The 16,480-nt window shown below is 45.8% G+C and carries 8 protein-coding genes and 2 pseudogenes; 4 read left to right on the forward strand and 6 right to left on the reverse strand.

What is annotated here, in order from left to right; genetic code table 11:
* Nucleotides 1–3: 3 nt before the first annotated feature.
* The 5 genes from HMPREF1535_RS08620 to HMPREF1535_RS08640 all read right to left on the reverse strand — a co-directional run bounded on the left by HMPREF1535_RS08620 (nucleotide 4) and on the right by HMPREF1535_RS08640 (nucleotide 10,280).
* A complete protein-coding gene (locus HMPREF1535_RS08620) occupies nucleotides 4–2,082 on the reverse strand; it encodes a Sip1-related alpha-galactosidase (protein WP_046145874.1) in 2,079 nt (692 codons plus the stop codon).
* Nucleotides 2,079–3,476, reverse strand: a complete 1,398-nt coding sequence (locus tag HMPREF1535_RS08625; RefSeq protein ID WP_046145875.1) for an alpha-L-fucosidase — start codon at nucleotides 3,474–3,476, stop codon at nucleotides 2,079–2,081. The genes HMPREF1535_RS08620 and HMPREF1535_RS08625 overlap by 4 nt, the downstream gene beginning before the upstream one ends.
* 11 nt (nucleotides 3,477–3,487) lie before the next feature.
* Nucleotides 3,488–4,942 carry a sulfatase family protein gene (locus HMPREF1535_RS08630; protein WP_046145876.1) on the reverse strand — a complete coding sequence of 485 codons (1,455 nt, stop codon included), beginning with the start codon at nucleotides 4,940–4,942 and terminating at the stop codon, nucleotides 3,488–3,490.
* Nucleotides 4,943–5,121: 179 nt separating this feature from the next.
* Nucleotides 5,122–7,029, reverse strand: coding sequence for a RagB/SusD family nutrient uptake outer membrane protein (locus HMPREF1535_RS08635; protein ID WP_046145877.1), 1,908 nt, complete (start codon nucleotides 7,027–7,029; stop codon nucleotides 5,122–5,124).
* 14 nt (nucleotides 7,030–7,043) lie between these two features.
* Nucleotides 7,044–10,280: a SusC/RagA family TonB-linked outer membrane protein gene (locus HMPREF1535_RS08640; RefSeq protein WP_046145878.1), complete on the reverse strand. Its 3,237-nt coding sequence runs from the start codon at nucleotides 10,278–10,280 to the stop codon at nucleotides 7,044–7,046.
* A gap of 385 nt (nucleotides 10,281–10,665) precedes the next feature.
* On the opposite strand from HMPREF1535_RS08640, the gene HMPREF1535_RS26475 reads away from it, so the two are divergent.
* Nucleotides 10,666–11,031: a two-component regulator propeller domain-containing protein gene (locus HMPREF1535_RS26475; RefSeq protein WP_392391962.1), complete on the forward strand. Its 366-nt coding sequence runs from the start codon at nucleotides 10,666–10,668 to the stop codon at nucleotides 11,029–11,031.
* 21 nt (nucleotides 11,032–11,052) lie between these two features.
* Here HMPREF1535_RS26475 and HMPREF1535_RS08645 read toward each other — a convergent pair.
* A pseudogene (locus tag HMPREF1535_RS08645) lies at nucleotides 11,053–13,350 on the reverse strand (ligand-binding sensor domain-containing protein); the annotation flags it as partial.
* A gap of 36 nt (nucleotides 13,351–13,386) precedes the next feature.
* On the opposite strand from HMPREF1535_RS08645, the pseudogene HMPREF1535_RS08650 reads away from it, so the two are divergent.
* The 3 genes and pseudogenes from HMPREF1535_RS08650 to HMPREF1535_RS08660 form a co-directional block, all read left to right on the forward strand.
* A pseudogene (locus HMPREF1535_RS08650) lies at nucleotides 13,387–14,607 on the forward strand (hybrid sensor histidine kinase/response regulator transcription factor); the annotation flags it as partial.
* Nucleotides 14,608–14,857: 250 nt separating this feature from the next.
* Entirely contained in the window at nucleotides 14,858–15,415 is a 558-nt protein-coding gene (locus HMPREF1535_RS08655; RefSeq protein WP_390573473.1) for an RNA polymerase sigma-70 factor, read from the forward strand.
* Between the two features lie 74 nt (nucleotides 15,416–15,489).
* Nucleotides 15,490–16,431 (forward strand): FecR family protein, encoded by a 942-nt coding sequence (locus HMPREF1535_RS08660; RefSeq protein WP_046145880.1) that lies wholly within the window; start codon nucleotides 15,490–15,492, stop codon nucleotides 16,429–16,431.
* The last annotated feature ends 49 nt before the right edge of the window (nucleotides 16,432–16,480 follow it).

The following is a 16,480-nucleotide window of genomic DNA, read 5'->3' on the forward strand; positions in this document are numbered from 1 at the left end:
AGTTCATTTGTTAATTGTTATAGTGCCCGGAGTTGTTACCGGGATACTGCGTAATTCCTTTTTGTTCCCTGATTCTACCCATACACGGACGGTTCCGGGGCAGAGGACATCGAGGGTGAGTTGTTTCCGGTTGCAGGAGATGATCCTGACGGTTGCCGGCGACAGAAATTTCTCCTGTACTCCGATAACCGCCCAGCCATTGTTTACCGGACAGAGATGATATAACCGGTCGGTGAAACCTTCCAGTTCTGTCTGTTGATCCGTATCCAGTTCGCTGGCCGTCTGTCCGGTCCAGTCGTAAAGGATGATCCGTTTGTTCTGAGGAATGGGTTTTCCTGTCATGGTTTCACGCAACAGGTAATCGGACCGGCTGATCGTAGCCTGTACCTTGCGGTGTTGAGGCGATGTATTCAGGTTATAGCAGATCAGTGAAACGGCCTCGTCTCCGGTCGGAGCAAATACACGGTATGCCTTTCCACCCTGTAAAGGATTGGTGATGATCGATTCGGGTGTCGGGATAGCCGGGGCTTCGGGACGGAATAACTTTCCTTCCTCGTCGATCAAAGGGAGAATGTTTTCCCGGGTGAAATCGGCAGGAGAGTCCGACAGGTAGACCGGACCACCGGATAAGGCTTTCGAGCGGGCCATCAGGCTGCCGCAAACCGTATCGCAGGAATGGAACATATCATGGTCGGGCCAGACTGTCTGTCCTTGCAGTAACGTATTGGTATACGACTGGAACAGATGCGATTTGGCCATATCTTCATCATATTTCTTATAGTCGATGCTGACACGGGTCACACCGCTGTATTGTGTATGGTCTATGTTCAGAATATTCTGTGCCATGCAGTTCATCAGTCCGACCTGCTGGTTATGGGTTTGCTCTTCCAATGCCAGGTTACATGCTTTAGACTGCCGTACGACCTCCTTGTTTCCCATATAAAGAGGCAACAGGAAAGACTGGTTGTCTATCTTGAGGAAATCGAAACCATATCCTTTCAATGTCCGGATATAATAGTGATAGAACGTGTCGATATTCTCCCTGCTTTGTCCGGGTAACAGGCTGCCGTTGTAAGGGTAAAGCGATTGCTTCACCTTTTCCGGGAAATCGTTTTCCGGAGATATTCCCATCCAATACCCGCAGAAGTTATACCATAACCCCATCCATTTCACTTTATCTTCTTTCTTCCGGGAGATGATGTTCTTCCATCCGTTGGGAAACCGTTCTCTATCCGGGACGAAGCTGGTAAGCTGGCGGTTTTTATTCGCCAGATGGCCGTCGTCTATCAGGACGTAACGGATGGGGAGGCCGGAAGCCTCGATGCCGTCCAGGTCATTCAGCATCTTTGTTTCGTCGATATCGTAATGATAATGTTCCCAGGAACACCAACCCAGGTATTTAAAGGCTTCGAAATAATCTTTATCCGTTCTCTTCTGCAATGCCGAAACCTCCCGGTTGCCGGTTAAAGCGATATATGCTTTATGAATGGCTTCATAGGCCGTTTTCCCTTTTTCCATTAACAGGACGGGAGCTTGCGGAGCGAGATTGTCTGTTCCCAAAGTAGAGAGGAAGACTGTTAACGAACCATCCCTGTTCACCCGGAACCAGCTGATACTATTCTCTCCGGCAACAGCTTTGGCAAACATATATTGTCCGTCAACCAGTTCCAGCAATAAGGCATCTCCCAGCAGGGAAGGCGCCCCGTTAGACGGGATACCCGGATAATCTTCCTTCGCCAGATCGTCGAGCCGGGTAAAGACCCAGGTCAGTAACCGGTTGGTATTATTGGGCCACTGATAATCGCCGGAGCGGGAGTCGCGACTAAAGAATATGCCTTGTTTATAGGAGGGTATATTCGTTTTATAAGAGACTGTTTGTTGCTCTCCCGGTATGTTCTTTTCATAATAGACAGGTGTCTGTTGCTTCTTCAGATCGATAGCCTGCTCCATCCGGAAAGCATCGACATCGTTGAACATCTTTCCCCGTTCATAGACAAAGGTTGTTTGTCCGGAGAGGGAAGGGCTGAGCCAGGCCGCACTACTCAGGATCAATGTCAGCAAATATGTCTTGTTTCTTGTCATTTATTTACTTCTTGAACGTTGAAAACACTGAAGTTACGTATATCCGGTTGTGCTACCGATTGAGAGATTGTCAGGCGCAAAGCGGAAGCCTCTACTGCCGGGAACTGTTCTATACGCTTGTGCCCTACCGATTCGCCTTCGCAAATGGTTTGCCATTTACCGTTTACCCTGGCTTCTACTTTATATTGACGGATACGCTCACCGTTCCGGATGTTTTCCTGGATAATGCAATGATTGACCGGTTGCGCCTTATCCAGTTTCAGTGTCAGGCTTTTCTTTTGTCCGGAGGTAGAGGCAAGCGGAGAGGAGAAGCGGCGGTTTATCTCGTCGCCCCATTCTTTCAGTCGTTGCACGTCGCCGGATGGGATCAGGCCTGTTGTATCGGGTGTCAGACCGACAATCAGTGTTGCATTCCTTCCGACCGATTTATAATACATATTCATTAAAGATTCAACCGGGTAAACCGTATTCTCGTCATCCGGCTCCCAGAACCATTCATGCCGTCCGTTCATGCCTCGCAAGGGAGTGTCTGCCATAGCCGGAACCCAGTATTTTCCATCCTTGTCGCCCTGTTTCAACAGATCGTTATGGTTTCGGCTCCCTTCCGTATTATTACTGTGTGAGTAAGGGTAGGGGAAAGAAGACCAGCAGGGATAACCGACCGTCCCTGTCTCGGAACCGCCCCAGCGGAAATCCGCCCGGTCTACGTTATGATAGAAAAGGCATTCCGGCTGGTACTTGCTGACGATGGGCAATACGTCCGGCCCGTTGCCTTTCGGATCGTCTGCGCCACCGTCAAACCAGATCATAAACAAATCACCGTAGCGGCTGCAAAGTTCTTCAACCATGCGTTCGCAGAAATGCTTATACCATTGTTGACGGTTAGCGGCAAACTCTCCTTCTCCCTGTACCTTGAAATTATGAACGCCAAAAAGTGAGTTCCACCGGATACCGACATAGATCCCCGGCATTATATCGTATTTTCTACATGAATTGACAAAGTCGCGGATGATATCCCCTTTCCCGTCGCGCCATTTCACCGCTTTCAGGCAATACGGATTGACATCGCTCTGGTAAATGGCAAAGCCTGTCTCGTGGGTGGCCGTCAGGACGGCAAACTTGGCCCCCGCTGCTTTTGCCGCCTGTACCCACTGGTCCGTATTTAGTTGGGTAGGGTTGAAGATATTGTAATCTTCTATTGGCTGGACGCGGTTGTTGCCCTGACCGTATTTGATGCCATCGAAGACATGGAGATCATAATGGAAGACGACGCCCATTTCCGACTCGTGCCATTTCAACTGGTGAGGGGCCGGACGGGGGATATCCGCCTCTTGTCCCGTTGCCGGGAAAATACTTGCTATCAGTAAGATTGCCAGATAAAGATGTGTTTTCATGTGTATATAATTTACAGACAGTTCATAAACGGATCGTTGGTCTTCTTCAGCCAGTCTTTCAACTGGTTTGAAAACTGTTTAATCAGTGTCGGCTGATCGGGGGCTATGTTGTTTAGCTGGAATGGATCCTGTTCGCGGTCGAATAATATCCATTCGTCAGTCCGGCCGTTTGTGGCGTGTACTGCAAATGTATATTTTTTCGTCCGTAATCCCCTGTATCCGGTTGTTAAATTTTCAGGGAGAAGATAATAATAGGGCTGTACGATCTCCTGTGTATTCTCCGGTGAGAGGATAGAAGCGGACAGGTCGAAAGTCTGGACCTCTGCCGGTATCCGGTCTTTGAATCCCATTAATGACAAGAGGGAAGGATACAGGTCGGCGAAAGCAATCATCAGGGTAGAATCCCGGCGCGGCGTGATCTTTTCCGGCCAGCTAATCATCATCGGGATGCGCATGGCTTCTTCGTAATAAATATTTTTACCGATATGCTCGTGCATCCCCATGCTGTCGCCATGATCGGAAGTAAACACCACAATTGTATTGTCGAACAATCCCTGTTCTTTCAACTGGCGGATGATACGGCCGACCTGTTCGTCGACACCTGTCATACAGGCATAATAATCCAACACACTCTTGCGGTAGAAGTCTCCCATTTTTGTCCCTTTGGGGGCGATGATGGGGGAGTTGCATACTGTTTCGACATCTACGTTGCGGTAGATTTCTTTGTATTTGTCGGGAACCAGCTCATATCCGGTATGAGGCGGGTTCATGGATACGACCAGGGCAAAAGGCTTGCCTGCGTCGCGTAATTTATTATCTCGATTGGCGATATAGTCGATGGCCCGGTCGGCTTCATATTCCGGTCCCCATTGGTCGACGAAATAAAATTCGTCGCGCGAAGCATCCGTATCCCAGTACATGGGTTTCAAATGATAATCGTATGTGCCATAGGCGATCCAGTGGCTGAAACCGTGGCGGCGTTCTTTGGGACACCATTCATTCCAGGCTATTTTTCCTTTGTTGTTATTGGTTTCAATGTAGGGCTGATAGGGGGAGTCGAGATGCCATTTTCCAATGTATCCCAACTCATATCCCTGGTCTTTCAGGACGTCGGACCAGCAACGGGCCGATTCGGGAAGTTCAACTCCGTAAGGGGCAGTATTGGAATTACAGTTGCCTGTTACCTTGCTGCTTACCGGATACATGCCAGTCATCAGCATGCCTCGGGCAGGGGATGAGACGGGATAACTGCTGATCGCATCCGTAAAGTGCACACCTTCGGAGGCCAGCTTGTCCAGATTGGGTGTCCGGACCGGTTCCAATCCCAGGCATCCTATAGCCTGTCCGCGCCATTGGTCGGCCATAATGAATACTAGGTTAGGAGAAGATGGCTTCTCTTTAGCTTGTATGGTGCCGCTGTATAGGCAGGAAGTAATCAAAAGTAAGTATTCCGGTAAGTGTTTCATATCTGCTTTGTAATGTTTAATATAGGACCTTTTATATAGTTGACCCAGGTGAAATACATGTTTGACCTGGGTCGACTATGTGTTTGACCTGGGTCGAATACCCGTTTGACCCAGGTCAAAAGTATATCAGATAAGGACGTTTGTATTAGCAGGCTGTAGCTTTCTGCCTACTATGTCCTTTACTTCTTGGCACTTGTTCCCGGTTGTACGTCCCATCCCGGATTCTGGTAGATGTAAGCAGTGCTTATATCACCTCCCTTTTGAGGGGTACTCAGACGGATCACGTCGTAAGCGATAGGTGCCAGGTAATGAGCTTTCATGAAAGTATATCCCAGGTATGCCTTGTTGTTACGTTGTATTTGGTACGGGCGGAGATACTTGTTGTAACGGCTGGAAACGTTCGGTTCGTCTGTTTCACCTTCCACTTTCAGGTCGTCATACAACTTATAATTTTCATCCCAGAGGTTGAAACCTTCTACCTGGTAGTCTTTCATTCGATCGAGTGCTCTCCAACGGTACAGGTCGTCGAGGCGGAAGCCTTCAGCCAAAAACTCGATACGTCTTTCGCGGCGTATGTTATATAATGTAGCATCTACCAGTTGTTCGCCGGAATAAGTGGCAAAATCGTTTTCTTTCGACAGGTCGGTAGCTGCAATAGTTTTCTGAAAATCTTCATCCACACCGGCACGGTTGCGCAGGGCTTTCCAGTAGGCGGTACTCTTGGCATCCAGATTATGGTCGAGTTCGTAGTTTGCTTCGATATAATTCAGATATGCTTCTGCGGCACGGAAAATTACGCATCCGGTATTGCTCGGCAACGTCGGGCCCATGCTGATATCCTGGTTCAATCCTTTACGAAGGCAATAACCGGTGGTACTCTTGTTTTCCGTAACGATAGTTATGCCCGGGCGGGTGAAGTTGTTGAGGCTGTTGATCGGATCGCCCGGGATACTTATTGATTCGCGGAAACGATTGTCGCGGTCGGTCGCTACATCTTCCAATGTCTTATCGCCTTTATAACCGGAACCGGAGGCATAGATAGGCAGCCCGTTTTTCATCAGAACGCTTTCAACCAGCGTACGGGTAAAACCTGTATTTCCGCAACCGTTGCCGGAGGGATGAACCGTTTGCAGATAAGAAACAACGTAATGGAATACTTTCAGGCTGATGTCGTATCGTCTCCAAAGCAAAACCTCTTTCATATCGGACAGGTCAACACTGTTGAACATGCTTGAATAATCTCCCAGTGGGAAAGCATCGGCAACTTCCTGGGATGCTTTCTTTGCTTCCGAGAGGAAGAAGTTTATTTCCGAATTCAGGTCGATGGTGAAATCTTTCAGATAACTGGCATTGGCACCCGGCCAGCCTGGTCCGCCCGGAACACGATCGGTTCCTGCATGATATTTCAACCAGGTTCCTTCGTACAAAGCGACTCTCGATTTGAGCAGAAGGGCTACGTATTTAGTCAGACGGTTGGATTCGGGAGCTGTTTCTTTCATCATCTCTGTGGCTTTATCCAGGTCGGTCAGGATGAAACGTGCCACTTCGTTTTGCGGACGGCGTTGGTTGGCTTCGGCCAGTTCGACATAATCGTCCGACAGGATTTTATCTACGATCGGGAAGTCACCGTACTTTTTCATGAATGTGAAGTACTGGAAAGCGCGGAAGAAATACATTTCACCGATATAATGGCGGATGTTGGCATCTAAGCCGCTGATCTTACCTTCTTCATATTTGGGCAGTACGGTTTCGAGGAAATAGTTACAATCGCGTATCTTCTTGAAATCCCATTCTCCGCTGGTCGGTACGCGGCGTTCGCCGGGAACGAAGTTATCATCTTCTTTTGCAGCGCATTGGTTGTCGCTGTTGTTGTCTGTTTTGAAGACACCGATACTGTATTCACCCGGTTTGTGTGCCGGAAGTGCGTCGTATTGGGCAGCTCCGAAACTGGCTAACTCGGCTTCCGTATTCAGATAATGTTCGGAAGTGACGGACGACAGGGGTTCACGGTCGAGGAAATCGTTACACGCAGTGAAACTGAGGGAACCGACTGCCAGCGATAATATAATGATTGATTGCTTTTTCATGATGCTTTAATATTTTAGAATGAAACATTTACTCCGCATGACAGTGTTCTTGAAAGCGGATAGATTTTACCGTTACCCAATGCTCCGCCTACTGCTTCGGGATCGAATACACCGAAGATGGAAGAAATGGTAAACAGGTTGTCGCCGGAGAAGAATACGCGTGCTTTGCTCAGACCGATCTTCGAGGTGAGCTGGTTAGGCAACGTGTAACCGATCTGCAGGTTTTTCAGGCGCAGGTAAGCGGCACTTTGCAGATAACCGGACTGTGTTTTATGGTTCTTTGTTGCATTAGCGTCGAAATAGGGCTTTGGAAAGTAAGCGTTGAGATTGGCACCCATATCATCACCTTCCGGACGGAAGTAATCGAAATGTTCCTTATATCCGATAGATTGCCAGATACCGCCATCTACAGCGCCCCAGAAGAAGTTACCGTCCAGCCAGATGTCGCGTTTGCAGACTCCCTGAAAGAAAGCGCGGAAGTCGAAACCGTTCCAATCGGCTCCCAGTGTGATACCTACCTGATAGCGGGGAGTTTCATTACCGATGATTTTGCGGTCGCCCGGATCGCCAACCGTGTTGGAGCCTGTTGTGATCTTACCGTCACCATTGATATCTCTATACATGATGTCGCCTGCCCCCCATTTACTACCGATCTGTGACTGGTCTGTCGTTGCCAGATGATCCTGCATTTCCTGCTCTGTCCTGGCAATACCGATGGTTTCGAATCCCCAGATGTCACCCATGTATCTGCCGTTATAAGGGACATATTCCATGATTCCATCCGAATTCTTGCGGTCGATGATTTGCGCATCATTCGGGTATTTGGTGATTTTGGTACGGGCATCTGCCAAGGTAAATCCGACGGTATAGCCCACCTTACCGATCTGGTCGTTCCAGGTTAAAGCCAGTTCCCATCCTTTACTTTGCATGGCAGCGTTGTTGATACGCGGCAGTTTGTCGTTGTCGATACCGATGATAGAGGATTTCTCTTCGGGAGGACCGACCATGTCGTCTGTTTTTCTCATGTACCATTCGAACGAACCTGTCAGGCGGTTGTTCAGGGCACCGAAGTCGAAACCGATATTGGTGGTCGTGATCTTTTCCCATGTCATCAGGTCGCTGACCATCAATGGGGCAGTAGCCGTAGTCGGTTGCTGTCCGCCGATCAGGTATTTTCCGTTTTTCAGTCCCAGCGGCTGTGCCGGATAGAACGGATAAAATTCCTTCGTGTTCTGGTTGCCCAGCTTACCCCATGAGAAACGGGGCTTCAAAGTGCCTACATATTCCGAAAGATCTTCCCAGAATGCTTCACGTGCGATGTTGTATCCCAACGAGAAAGAAGGGAATACATTCCAGCGTTTATCACGCAGGAAGCGTGAAGAACCGTCGTAGCGGATATTGATCTCAGCCAGGTAACGACCGTCGTAGTCGTAGTTCAAACGTCCGAAGAAGCCGGCAGTTGCCCATTCCTTCTTGTTTGCAGAAGTATAATCTTTACCCATACTGGTGTCGATACTCGGTACTTCGTCGCTGATCACATCGTCACGTTTAGCATACACATAGTTCTGCTTGTAGAGTTCGGTGTTGAAACCGACCATTACTTTGAAGTTATTCTTATTGAACGACTTGAAGTAATCGGTATACAAGCTGGTTGTCAATAAGTTATTGTCCTGTGCGGAAGACCATGCATAGGTTGCTCCCGGACCATAACTCCCGGCAAATGCCATAGGCACCGGTTCATTCTTTGAGTTCCATTCATACACTTTAGCCAGGTTTTCGTCTTTGTTTATATGTTCTGCCTTCAGGCTAACGTCTCCGCGGATATTCCAGTCTTTCAGCGGAGTGATAGTTACGTTGGCCTGTGTATAGATAATGTCTTTCCGGCGTTTATAACGTCCGCCGTCTTTGATCTGGATGATCTTGGAGTTACGCATGTAGTGGCCGTTTGGGTCCTGGAAAGGCATGGTCGGCCAGGTACGTGAGATGTCGTGGTAATATAAACCGACCTGGATACCGTTTGCCGTATTGTCCGGATCGTCATTTGCATAAGTCGGACGATCGAGTTCTTCACGGATGAAGCGGGTACTTAAACCAATCTGCAACCAGTCGTTTACTTTCGAGTTGATCTTAGCCGAGGCATTCATACGTTTGAAGTCATCATCGCCGTAACGCATGTTACCGCCCTGGTCCATAAAGGCACCCGACATGAAATAAGTCAGCTTTTCTGTACCGCCGCTTACATTAACATTATGTTCATGGCTGAAAGCTGTTTTGAAATGATTGCGGGTCCAGTTCTGGTTGTCATTGGCCAGTTGGTGGAACTGGTACATTCCGTTGGCACTGTTCGGTATGGTTGATGTCGTTAATTCTCCTTTCTGATAAGCGATAATGCGACCGATAGTTTCATCGTTGAATGATGCACTTTGTCCGCTGTTCAGGGCAGCTGCATTGAAGTACTTGGCAAACGTGTATGAGTCCATCATATCCGGCAAGTTGGTGGCGGTAGACCAGCGCAGGCTGTTATTATAGGTAACCTGTGTCTTTCCGCTTTTTCCGCTTTTGGTAGTAATCAGGATCACACCGAACGGGGCACGCGAACCGTAAATACTGGATGCGGCAGCATCTTTCAATACGGAGATGTTCTCGATATCATCCGGGTTCAATGCGTTCATATCTCCTTCGATGCCGTCGATAAGGATTAGTGGGGCATCGTTAGAACCTTCACCGATTGTACCTGTACCGCGGATATTTACTTTCAAAGCGTTACCCAGGGCACCTCCCTGGTTGTTGAGTGAAAGGTTCAGACCGGGAACAACACCTTGCAGGGCTTGTCCTACCTGAGCTACCGGGCGTGATTCGAGTGCTTTGGTGTCGACGGTGGAAACGGCTCCTGTCAGGTTTACTTTCTTTTGTGTACCGAAGCCGACAACGACTACTTCGTCGAGTGCCTGTGTATCTTCACCCAACTGGATGGTGTACACCTTCTGTACTCCGTCAACTTTGATGGTTTGTGGTTGGTAACCGATATAGGAAATATGTAGTATATCTCCTTTTGATACATCCAGGGAAAACTTACCGTCCATATCGGTGACAGTTCCGTTGGTGGTTCCTTGTACCAGAATGGTTGCTCCGATAACCGGATCACCCAGACCCTTGTCTGTAACAGTACCAGTAATGGTTAACTGCTGTGCATATATATAGGATATACTGGCCATCAGCAGTGCAATTAATAATGTGACTCTCTTCTTCATCCTCTTTTAGTTTTAAGGTTGTGAATACTAAATTTTAAATAATCTTTGTAAGCAAAAGTATCGGGTATGCCTGAATGGACTGGCAAGTGTTTTAGTCATTAACAATGGGTATTTTCTTTATTTCGCTTATTGATATTCAGTATACTTTGTATTTTATTCACGGATAGTGGGTATTTTGTTCATTCGTGCTATGCGGGTGGTTTTTCTTTTGTTTAATTGTCCTTACTCTCCTTCTTTTTTTGTTTCTTTGTATATGAACCTGATGTTAACCTCAGGGAGGTACGTGAATGTGGAAATGAGGAAATTTATTATAGTTATATCGTTTGTTATCTTTTATAGCTTTACAGGCTATGCTTTTTTTGAAAAGGATATCCGGGTACTTACTATGCAGAATGGATTGGCCGATAATACGGTTTCCTGCATCCATAAGGACCGGGATGGTTTCATGTGGTTCGGTACTGATAACGGACTGAGTCGGTATGACGGAAAAAACATTAAGAACTTCGGTTCGGATAGCCTTTATATGAAGGTGTTTCATATCAGCGAGACGGAGAACGGCTTGCTTTGGCTGATAGCCAACGGACAACTGTTTTGTTTCGACCGCCGGATGGAGCATTTCATACCGGTGAGGATCAGTGAAAAATATACCGGAGTTCAGGACATACTCAGTACTTTTTATCTCGGCCATATGCCTGAAAGAAGACATTACGTGTTCAACCAGAGCAACGATCTCCACTTTCGACAAATGTAGCTGAACCATTCCGGCCTCGATTTTCTGGACGTACAGCAATTGGTTCACCAGGGTAGATAATGAGGTCGCATTATTATAGACCAACGATAACTTATCATGCAAAGTTTCTGAAAGACGCTCCGTCTGCAACAACTCCTGTAAAGGAGAAAGAATCAGTGTGAGAGGTGTACGAAGTTCATGGGATACGTTCGTAAAGAAGTTTCCGCGTTCACGGTTGATCTGCTTCTCTTTCTCGCGTTCCAGATTGGAAACAAACAACTCATGTTTCAGGCGCTCCTCCTGTCTCAGCCGGGCTTGCTCTCTCCTTACACGACGTATCAGGTAATAAATAAGAAAGGCAGCCAGAGTAGCTATCAGGAAACGGAACCAGGCTGTTTCATACCAGAAAGGCAAAATGTGGATTACCATCGAAGTCGCATTCCCATTGGAACCGTCCGGCATAATACTACTTACTTCAAAAAGATATTCTCCCGGGGGTAAATTGGCATAGGAAACCCTTTCCCCATCGGCAGCAATCAGCCAGTCCGACTGAGCCGGCGTTAACCGATAGCTGTACTTCTGTAACTCGTCCGAATAAGTCAGATTACTGAACATCAGTGAAAAGTTATTATTGGCAGCAGTCAGTGTAAACTCATTGGTATAGGGAATACCTTTCTCCAGAATGACCTGATCGTTCACCTTTTGTCCGATCTCGACGGATTTGTTATCGACTTCCAATTGGGTTATTACCACTTTGTCAGAGACTGGATGGTCATTCATGGCTTCGTCCGGAAGGAAATAGGTCATATTCTTGTTATTTCCCCAGAACAAGAAATTCTTATAATGCATTACCGAACGGTTATTACCCGATATATAATAGTTATAAAAGAGTTTCTGATGCTTGCTGTAACGCGAAATGCTGGAGTTGGAACCCAGCCAAAGATGTCCTTTCGAATCTTCGCTGATACAGCCGATAAAGTTGCTGCTCAACCCATCATGGGTTGTATAAAAACTCTCGATCGTATCAGAAGACAAATCCATTATACCAAACCCGTCTGTAAAACCGATATACAACTTTCCGTCAGAGGAAGAAAAGAGGGAACGAATCTCCTTGGCCGGGATATTAGTTTGCTTTTCAAATCCCGAACGGATAGTACCATCTGTGAAGCTAAACTTTTTAAGTCCGTATATAGTTCCTAACCACAGACATTCTCCAGATATCTCTGTCATTGCCCGTATAGCACCGGAACCGGTAGAATAATGCGTAAACAATCCCGTAACAGGATCGAAAAGTAACAAACCGTTTGATGTCCCTAACCATAAACGCTCCTGGCTGTCAAACAATAAAGTCCAGATCCAACCCGTCCATTGAGGATTATCGGATACACGAATAGGAAAAATACTCAGCTTACCGGTATCCGAATGATAGTGAATCAGTTCAGACCTGTTATTACCAAACCACAAATCACCCCGTTTATCAGTGGTAACACACAAGACCGTATTTCCGCTACCGGACGACACCGGTTCAAAAGACAGACGGCTTTGCGGGTCAAACGGTTTCGTACTTCTAAGGATTCCTTTGTGGAAAGTTGCCAGCCAGATATATTGCTTTTTATCGGTTGCCATTCCGCATATTTCATTATGCGTCTCCTGATGAAAACGCTGATAAAACTGCTTACGCAAATCAGAAGCATAAACTCCTCCTCCCTGTGTTCCCACCCAAATAATTCCTTCAGGATCATAATAAGCAGAGATCATACGAGTCTCCAGATTGCGATGTAACTGCGATGCTGTATTATTATATACTTCTGTCGTAAAACGGGTAGAATCATCTTTGTCAGGTACCATGATCGTATATCCATTCCAGGTGGCTGCCAGGTAACGGCTGTTGCTGATCGATACCATCTGGTAAACATCCCAATGGGATAATGTTCTTACTTTGTCCTCCGGATTATAAGTATATTGCGTATAAGTTCCCGATTCCGGATTATAGCGGATCGCCCCGTTCGCCCAAGTGGCGATCCACACATATCCTTCGGAATATAAAAGTCTATGTACATGCATTTTACTAACCTTCGGCAACTCACCTTTACTTATTACCTGGAATGTCTCCGGATCGAATGTAATGATATTTCCCCAATTCGTCCCGATATAGATCAAGCCTTCCGGCGACTGGCAAAAAGCCATATAATCGGTATCGTTTCCTCCTAAACCGGTAAACTCCATTTCTACCCTCAGGTCAACCTCTGCTATATTTCCATCTTTATTTTTTTTGTAATCGATCAGGACAAGGGAAAGAACATCAGGCGATATAGACCAGAAAGAAGTATCGTTTTGCATGAGTATGTCCTGAACTCCGGTATCTCGTCGCTTGATTTATGGCTGGATGCTCCAAAAATAGAATCAGCCTTGAAGAACCTTCTTTCGAATGCGCTCAAATATACCCCGAAGGGCGGAAAGATAAGGGTTACGATCACGGAGAAGGAAGTGGACGGGAAAATGTTCTGTTTATTATCCGTTGCAGACAATGGTCCCGGCATCGCTGAAAATTTGCAGGGACGCATCTTTGAATCCTTTATAACGGGCGAAAATGATCCCTCATTTTCTACCAAGGTGGGTATCGGTCTGCGTATCGTTAAAAACACGATGGACCTCCATCATGGGAAAGTCTTGCTGAACAGTGCTCCCGGCAAAGGCTCCGAGTTCATCCTTTACCTTCCGTTGGGGCGCGAGCATTTTAAAGAAGATGTATATCAACTGGTTGAGGATACCCGTGATGAACAGAAGGAGGAAGCATTCATTGCCCCGGAAAAGGTTCGTGAAGAGACATCCCCCGAATCAGGCAAGAAATTGCTGGTTATTGAAGATAACGATGAGATAAGACATTATATCCATACGCTATTCAAGAAGAAATACCGTGTCCTGGAGGCCCGGGACGGTGAAGAGGGCGTGCGGATCGCCCGTGAAGAGATCCCTGACCTGATCATTTCGGATATAATGATGCCGGTCAAAGACGGCTTTACCTGTTGTCAGGAGATTAGGCAGGAGTTGCAGACGGCCCATATCCCGATCATCATGCTGACGGCCAAAGCTGAGGAGGAGGATTTGCTGAAAAGTACCCGGATCGGTGTGGACGATTATATCATGAAGCCTTTCAACCCCGAAGTACTCAAAGCCAAGGCAGAGAACCTGATCCGCATGCGTGAGCAGCTGAAACGTATCTATACGAAAACCCTGATGTTGAAACATACGGTAGAGAAGCCGGAGGAAGAAGAGCAGGCCGGCCTTTTCATGCAGCAGGTAATCAGTATCGTCGAAGCCAACCTGACGAACCCGGATTTCAGTGCCAAAAGCCTGGCAAGCCTGTTGAATCTCAGCCAGCCTACCTTATACCGGAAGATGAAGCAGCAGAGTAACCTGTCGATTATCGAAGTGATCCGCAGTATCCGTATCAGCAAGGCAGCTTCCCTGATCATGCAGAAGAAATATTCTGTTCAGGAGGTGGCCGAAATGGTCGGTTATAACGATATAAATACATTCCGCAAGCACTTTACGAATCAGTTTGGTGTATCGCCTTCCCGTTATAATGCTTTATAGTTTCCGTTACCCTTGGGGTAGAGCCGGTTACCAGGGAGAGACTGTCGTTAACCCGGTGTATCGTTTCCCTTACCATTGCATTCCCTTTGCATATCACAGCTGTGAAACAAACGGAATCCAACTGTGATATGAAAGGAATGCAGTTGTGATAAGTAATAGAAAGATTAAAATGTAGATTCTTCAATAAAGATTGTCTCATGTAGGAATAAAGTTTATTTTTGCATAATGATGATGGATAAAACTCTTGAGGATGCCTAAAGGGGATATGAGCATTAGTTTCAGTGAAATATACACCAGTTATTACAAACGCTCCTTTCTGTTTGTAAAGTCGTATGTCAGAGATGATATGGTGGCCGAAGATATTGTGTCTGATGCTCTGATTAATCTATGGGAAACAACTAAAAAAGAAAAAGTGGAACACCCTTTGTCATTGCTTTTAGTTATTTTGAAAAATGAGTCTTTAAATTATTTGAAACATTTGGAGGTCAAGCAAACCGCATCGGAGTCTATCTCTTCTAAAATGACACGCGACTTGAATTATAGGCTGTCAACTTTACAAGCCTGTGATCCTGAAGAAATGTTTTCTTCAGAAATAACCCGTATAGTACAGGAAACATTACAATCGTTACCGGAGCAAACACGTCGTGTATTTGAGATGAGCCGTTATGAATGTCGTTCAGTAAAAGAAATAGCGGAAGAGTTATCCATTAGTCCCAAAAGCGTCGAATATCATATAACCAAATCATTAAAATATTTGCGAATATCATTAAAGGAATATCTTTTTGTTTTTTATTTCATGCTTTATTAGTAAAATAATTTCAAAACTATTTAGGGATTTTTGTTTCTGTGTTGTCTCTCTATATTAGAAACGGTATAATAGAGATGAATAAAGATATATTACAAAGATATGTTGAAGGCAACGTCACACCGGAAGAGGTGGAGACAGTTGTTGATTGGCTGGATGCAAATGAAAAACATGTAAAGGAACTCATGTCTTTACATAAACTGTATAACATTTCTGTTTTAAATCAACCTGTGTTATCACAGGAAAAAACAGGAACTTCCCGCCCGCCCCTGCTTCGTCGTATTATAAATGAAGTTATAAAAGTAGCTGCAATAGTTTTGGTGGTATTGGGTATTGAATTTCTATTAGAAAAGGAGGATATGGCAGAAGTGGCTCCTTTATTTCAAACTTTATATGTCCCATCCGGTCAGCGGGCTGAGTTGATTCTTCCTGACAGTACGAAAGTGTGGGTGAATGCACATTCCCGGATCGTTTATCCGGTTACTTTTAATAAAAACTATCGTCGGGTAGAACTTGACGGAGAAGCCTATTTCGATGTGAAGCATGACGAAACTTCCCCTTTTATAGTAAAGACAGAGAAGATGGATGTGAAAGTACTGGGTACTGAGTTTAATGTTTCCGCTTATTCAAAAAATCTGGAATTTAAAGTTGCATTGTTAAAAGGTTGTGTTGAGCTGAAATCTTCGGAATCATCTCTGAAATATAGAATGAAGCCGGGTGAACAGATTCGCCTTAAGGAGGGGAAATATATATCTACCGATATAAAAGATATGGATTACTTTAAATGGAAAGAAGGACTTTTATGTTTTAGCAACCAACCTATATCTGAGATTATGGATGAACTGAGCCTGTATTTTGACATCGAAATAAGTACAACAGACCGTTCGTTCTTAAAACAAAGGTATTCCGGGAAATTCCGTATAAAAGATGGTATTGAACATATATTGAAAGTGTTACAGTTGGAACATAAGTTCACCTATATAAAAGATAATGAATTAAATAAAATCACCATAAAATGAATTGCCTATGATGAAATAATAGAAGAAACGAATAAAAAACCGGATTATG

Origin of the sequence: Parabacteroides goldsteinii DSM 19448 = WAL 12034 (assembly GCF_000969835.1) — a bacterium.
In the GTDB taxonomy this organism is placed as follows: Bacteria; Bacteroidota; Bacteroidia; order Bacteroidales; family Tannerellaceae; genus Parabacteroides; species Parabacteroides goldsteinii.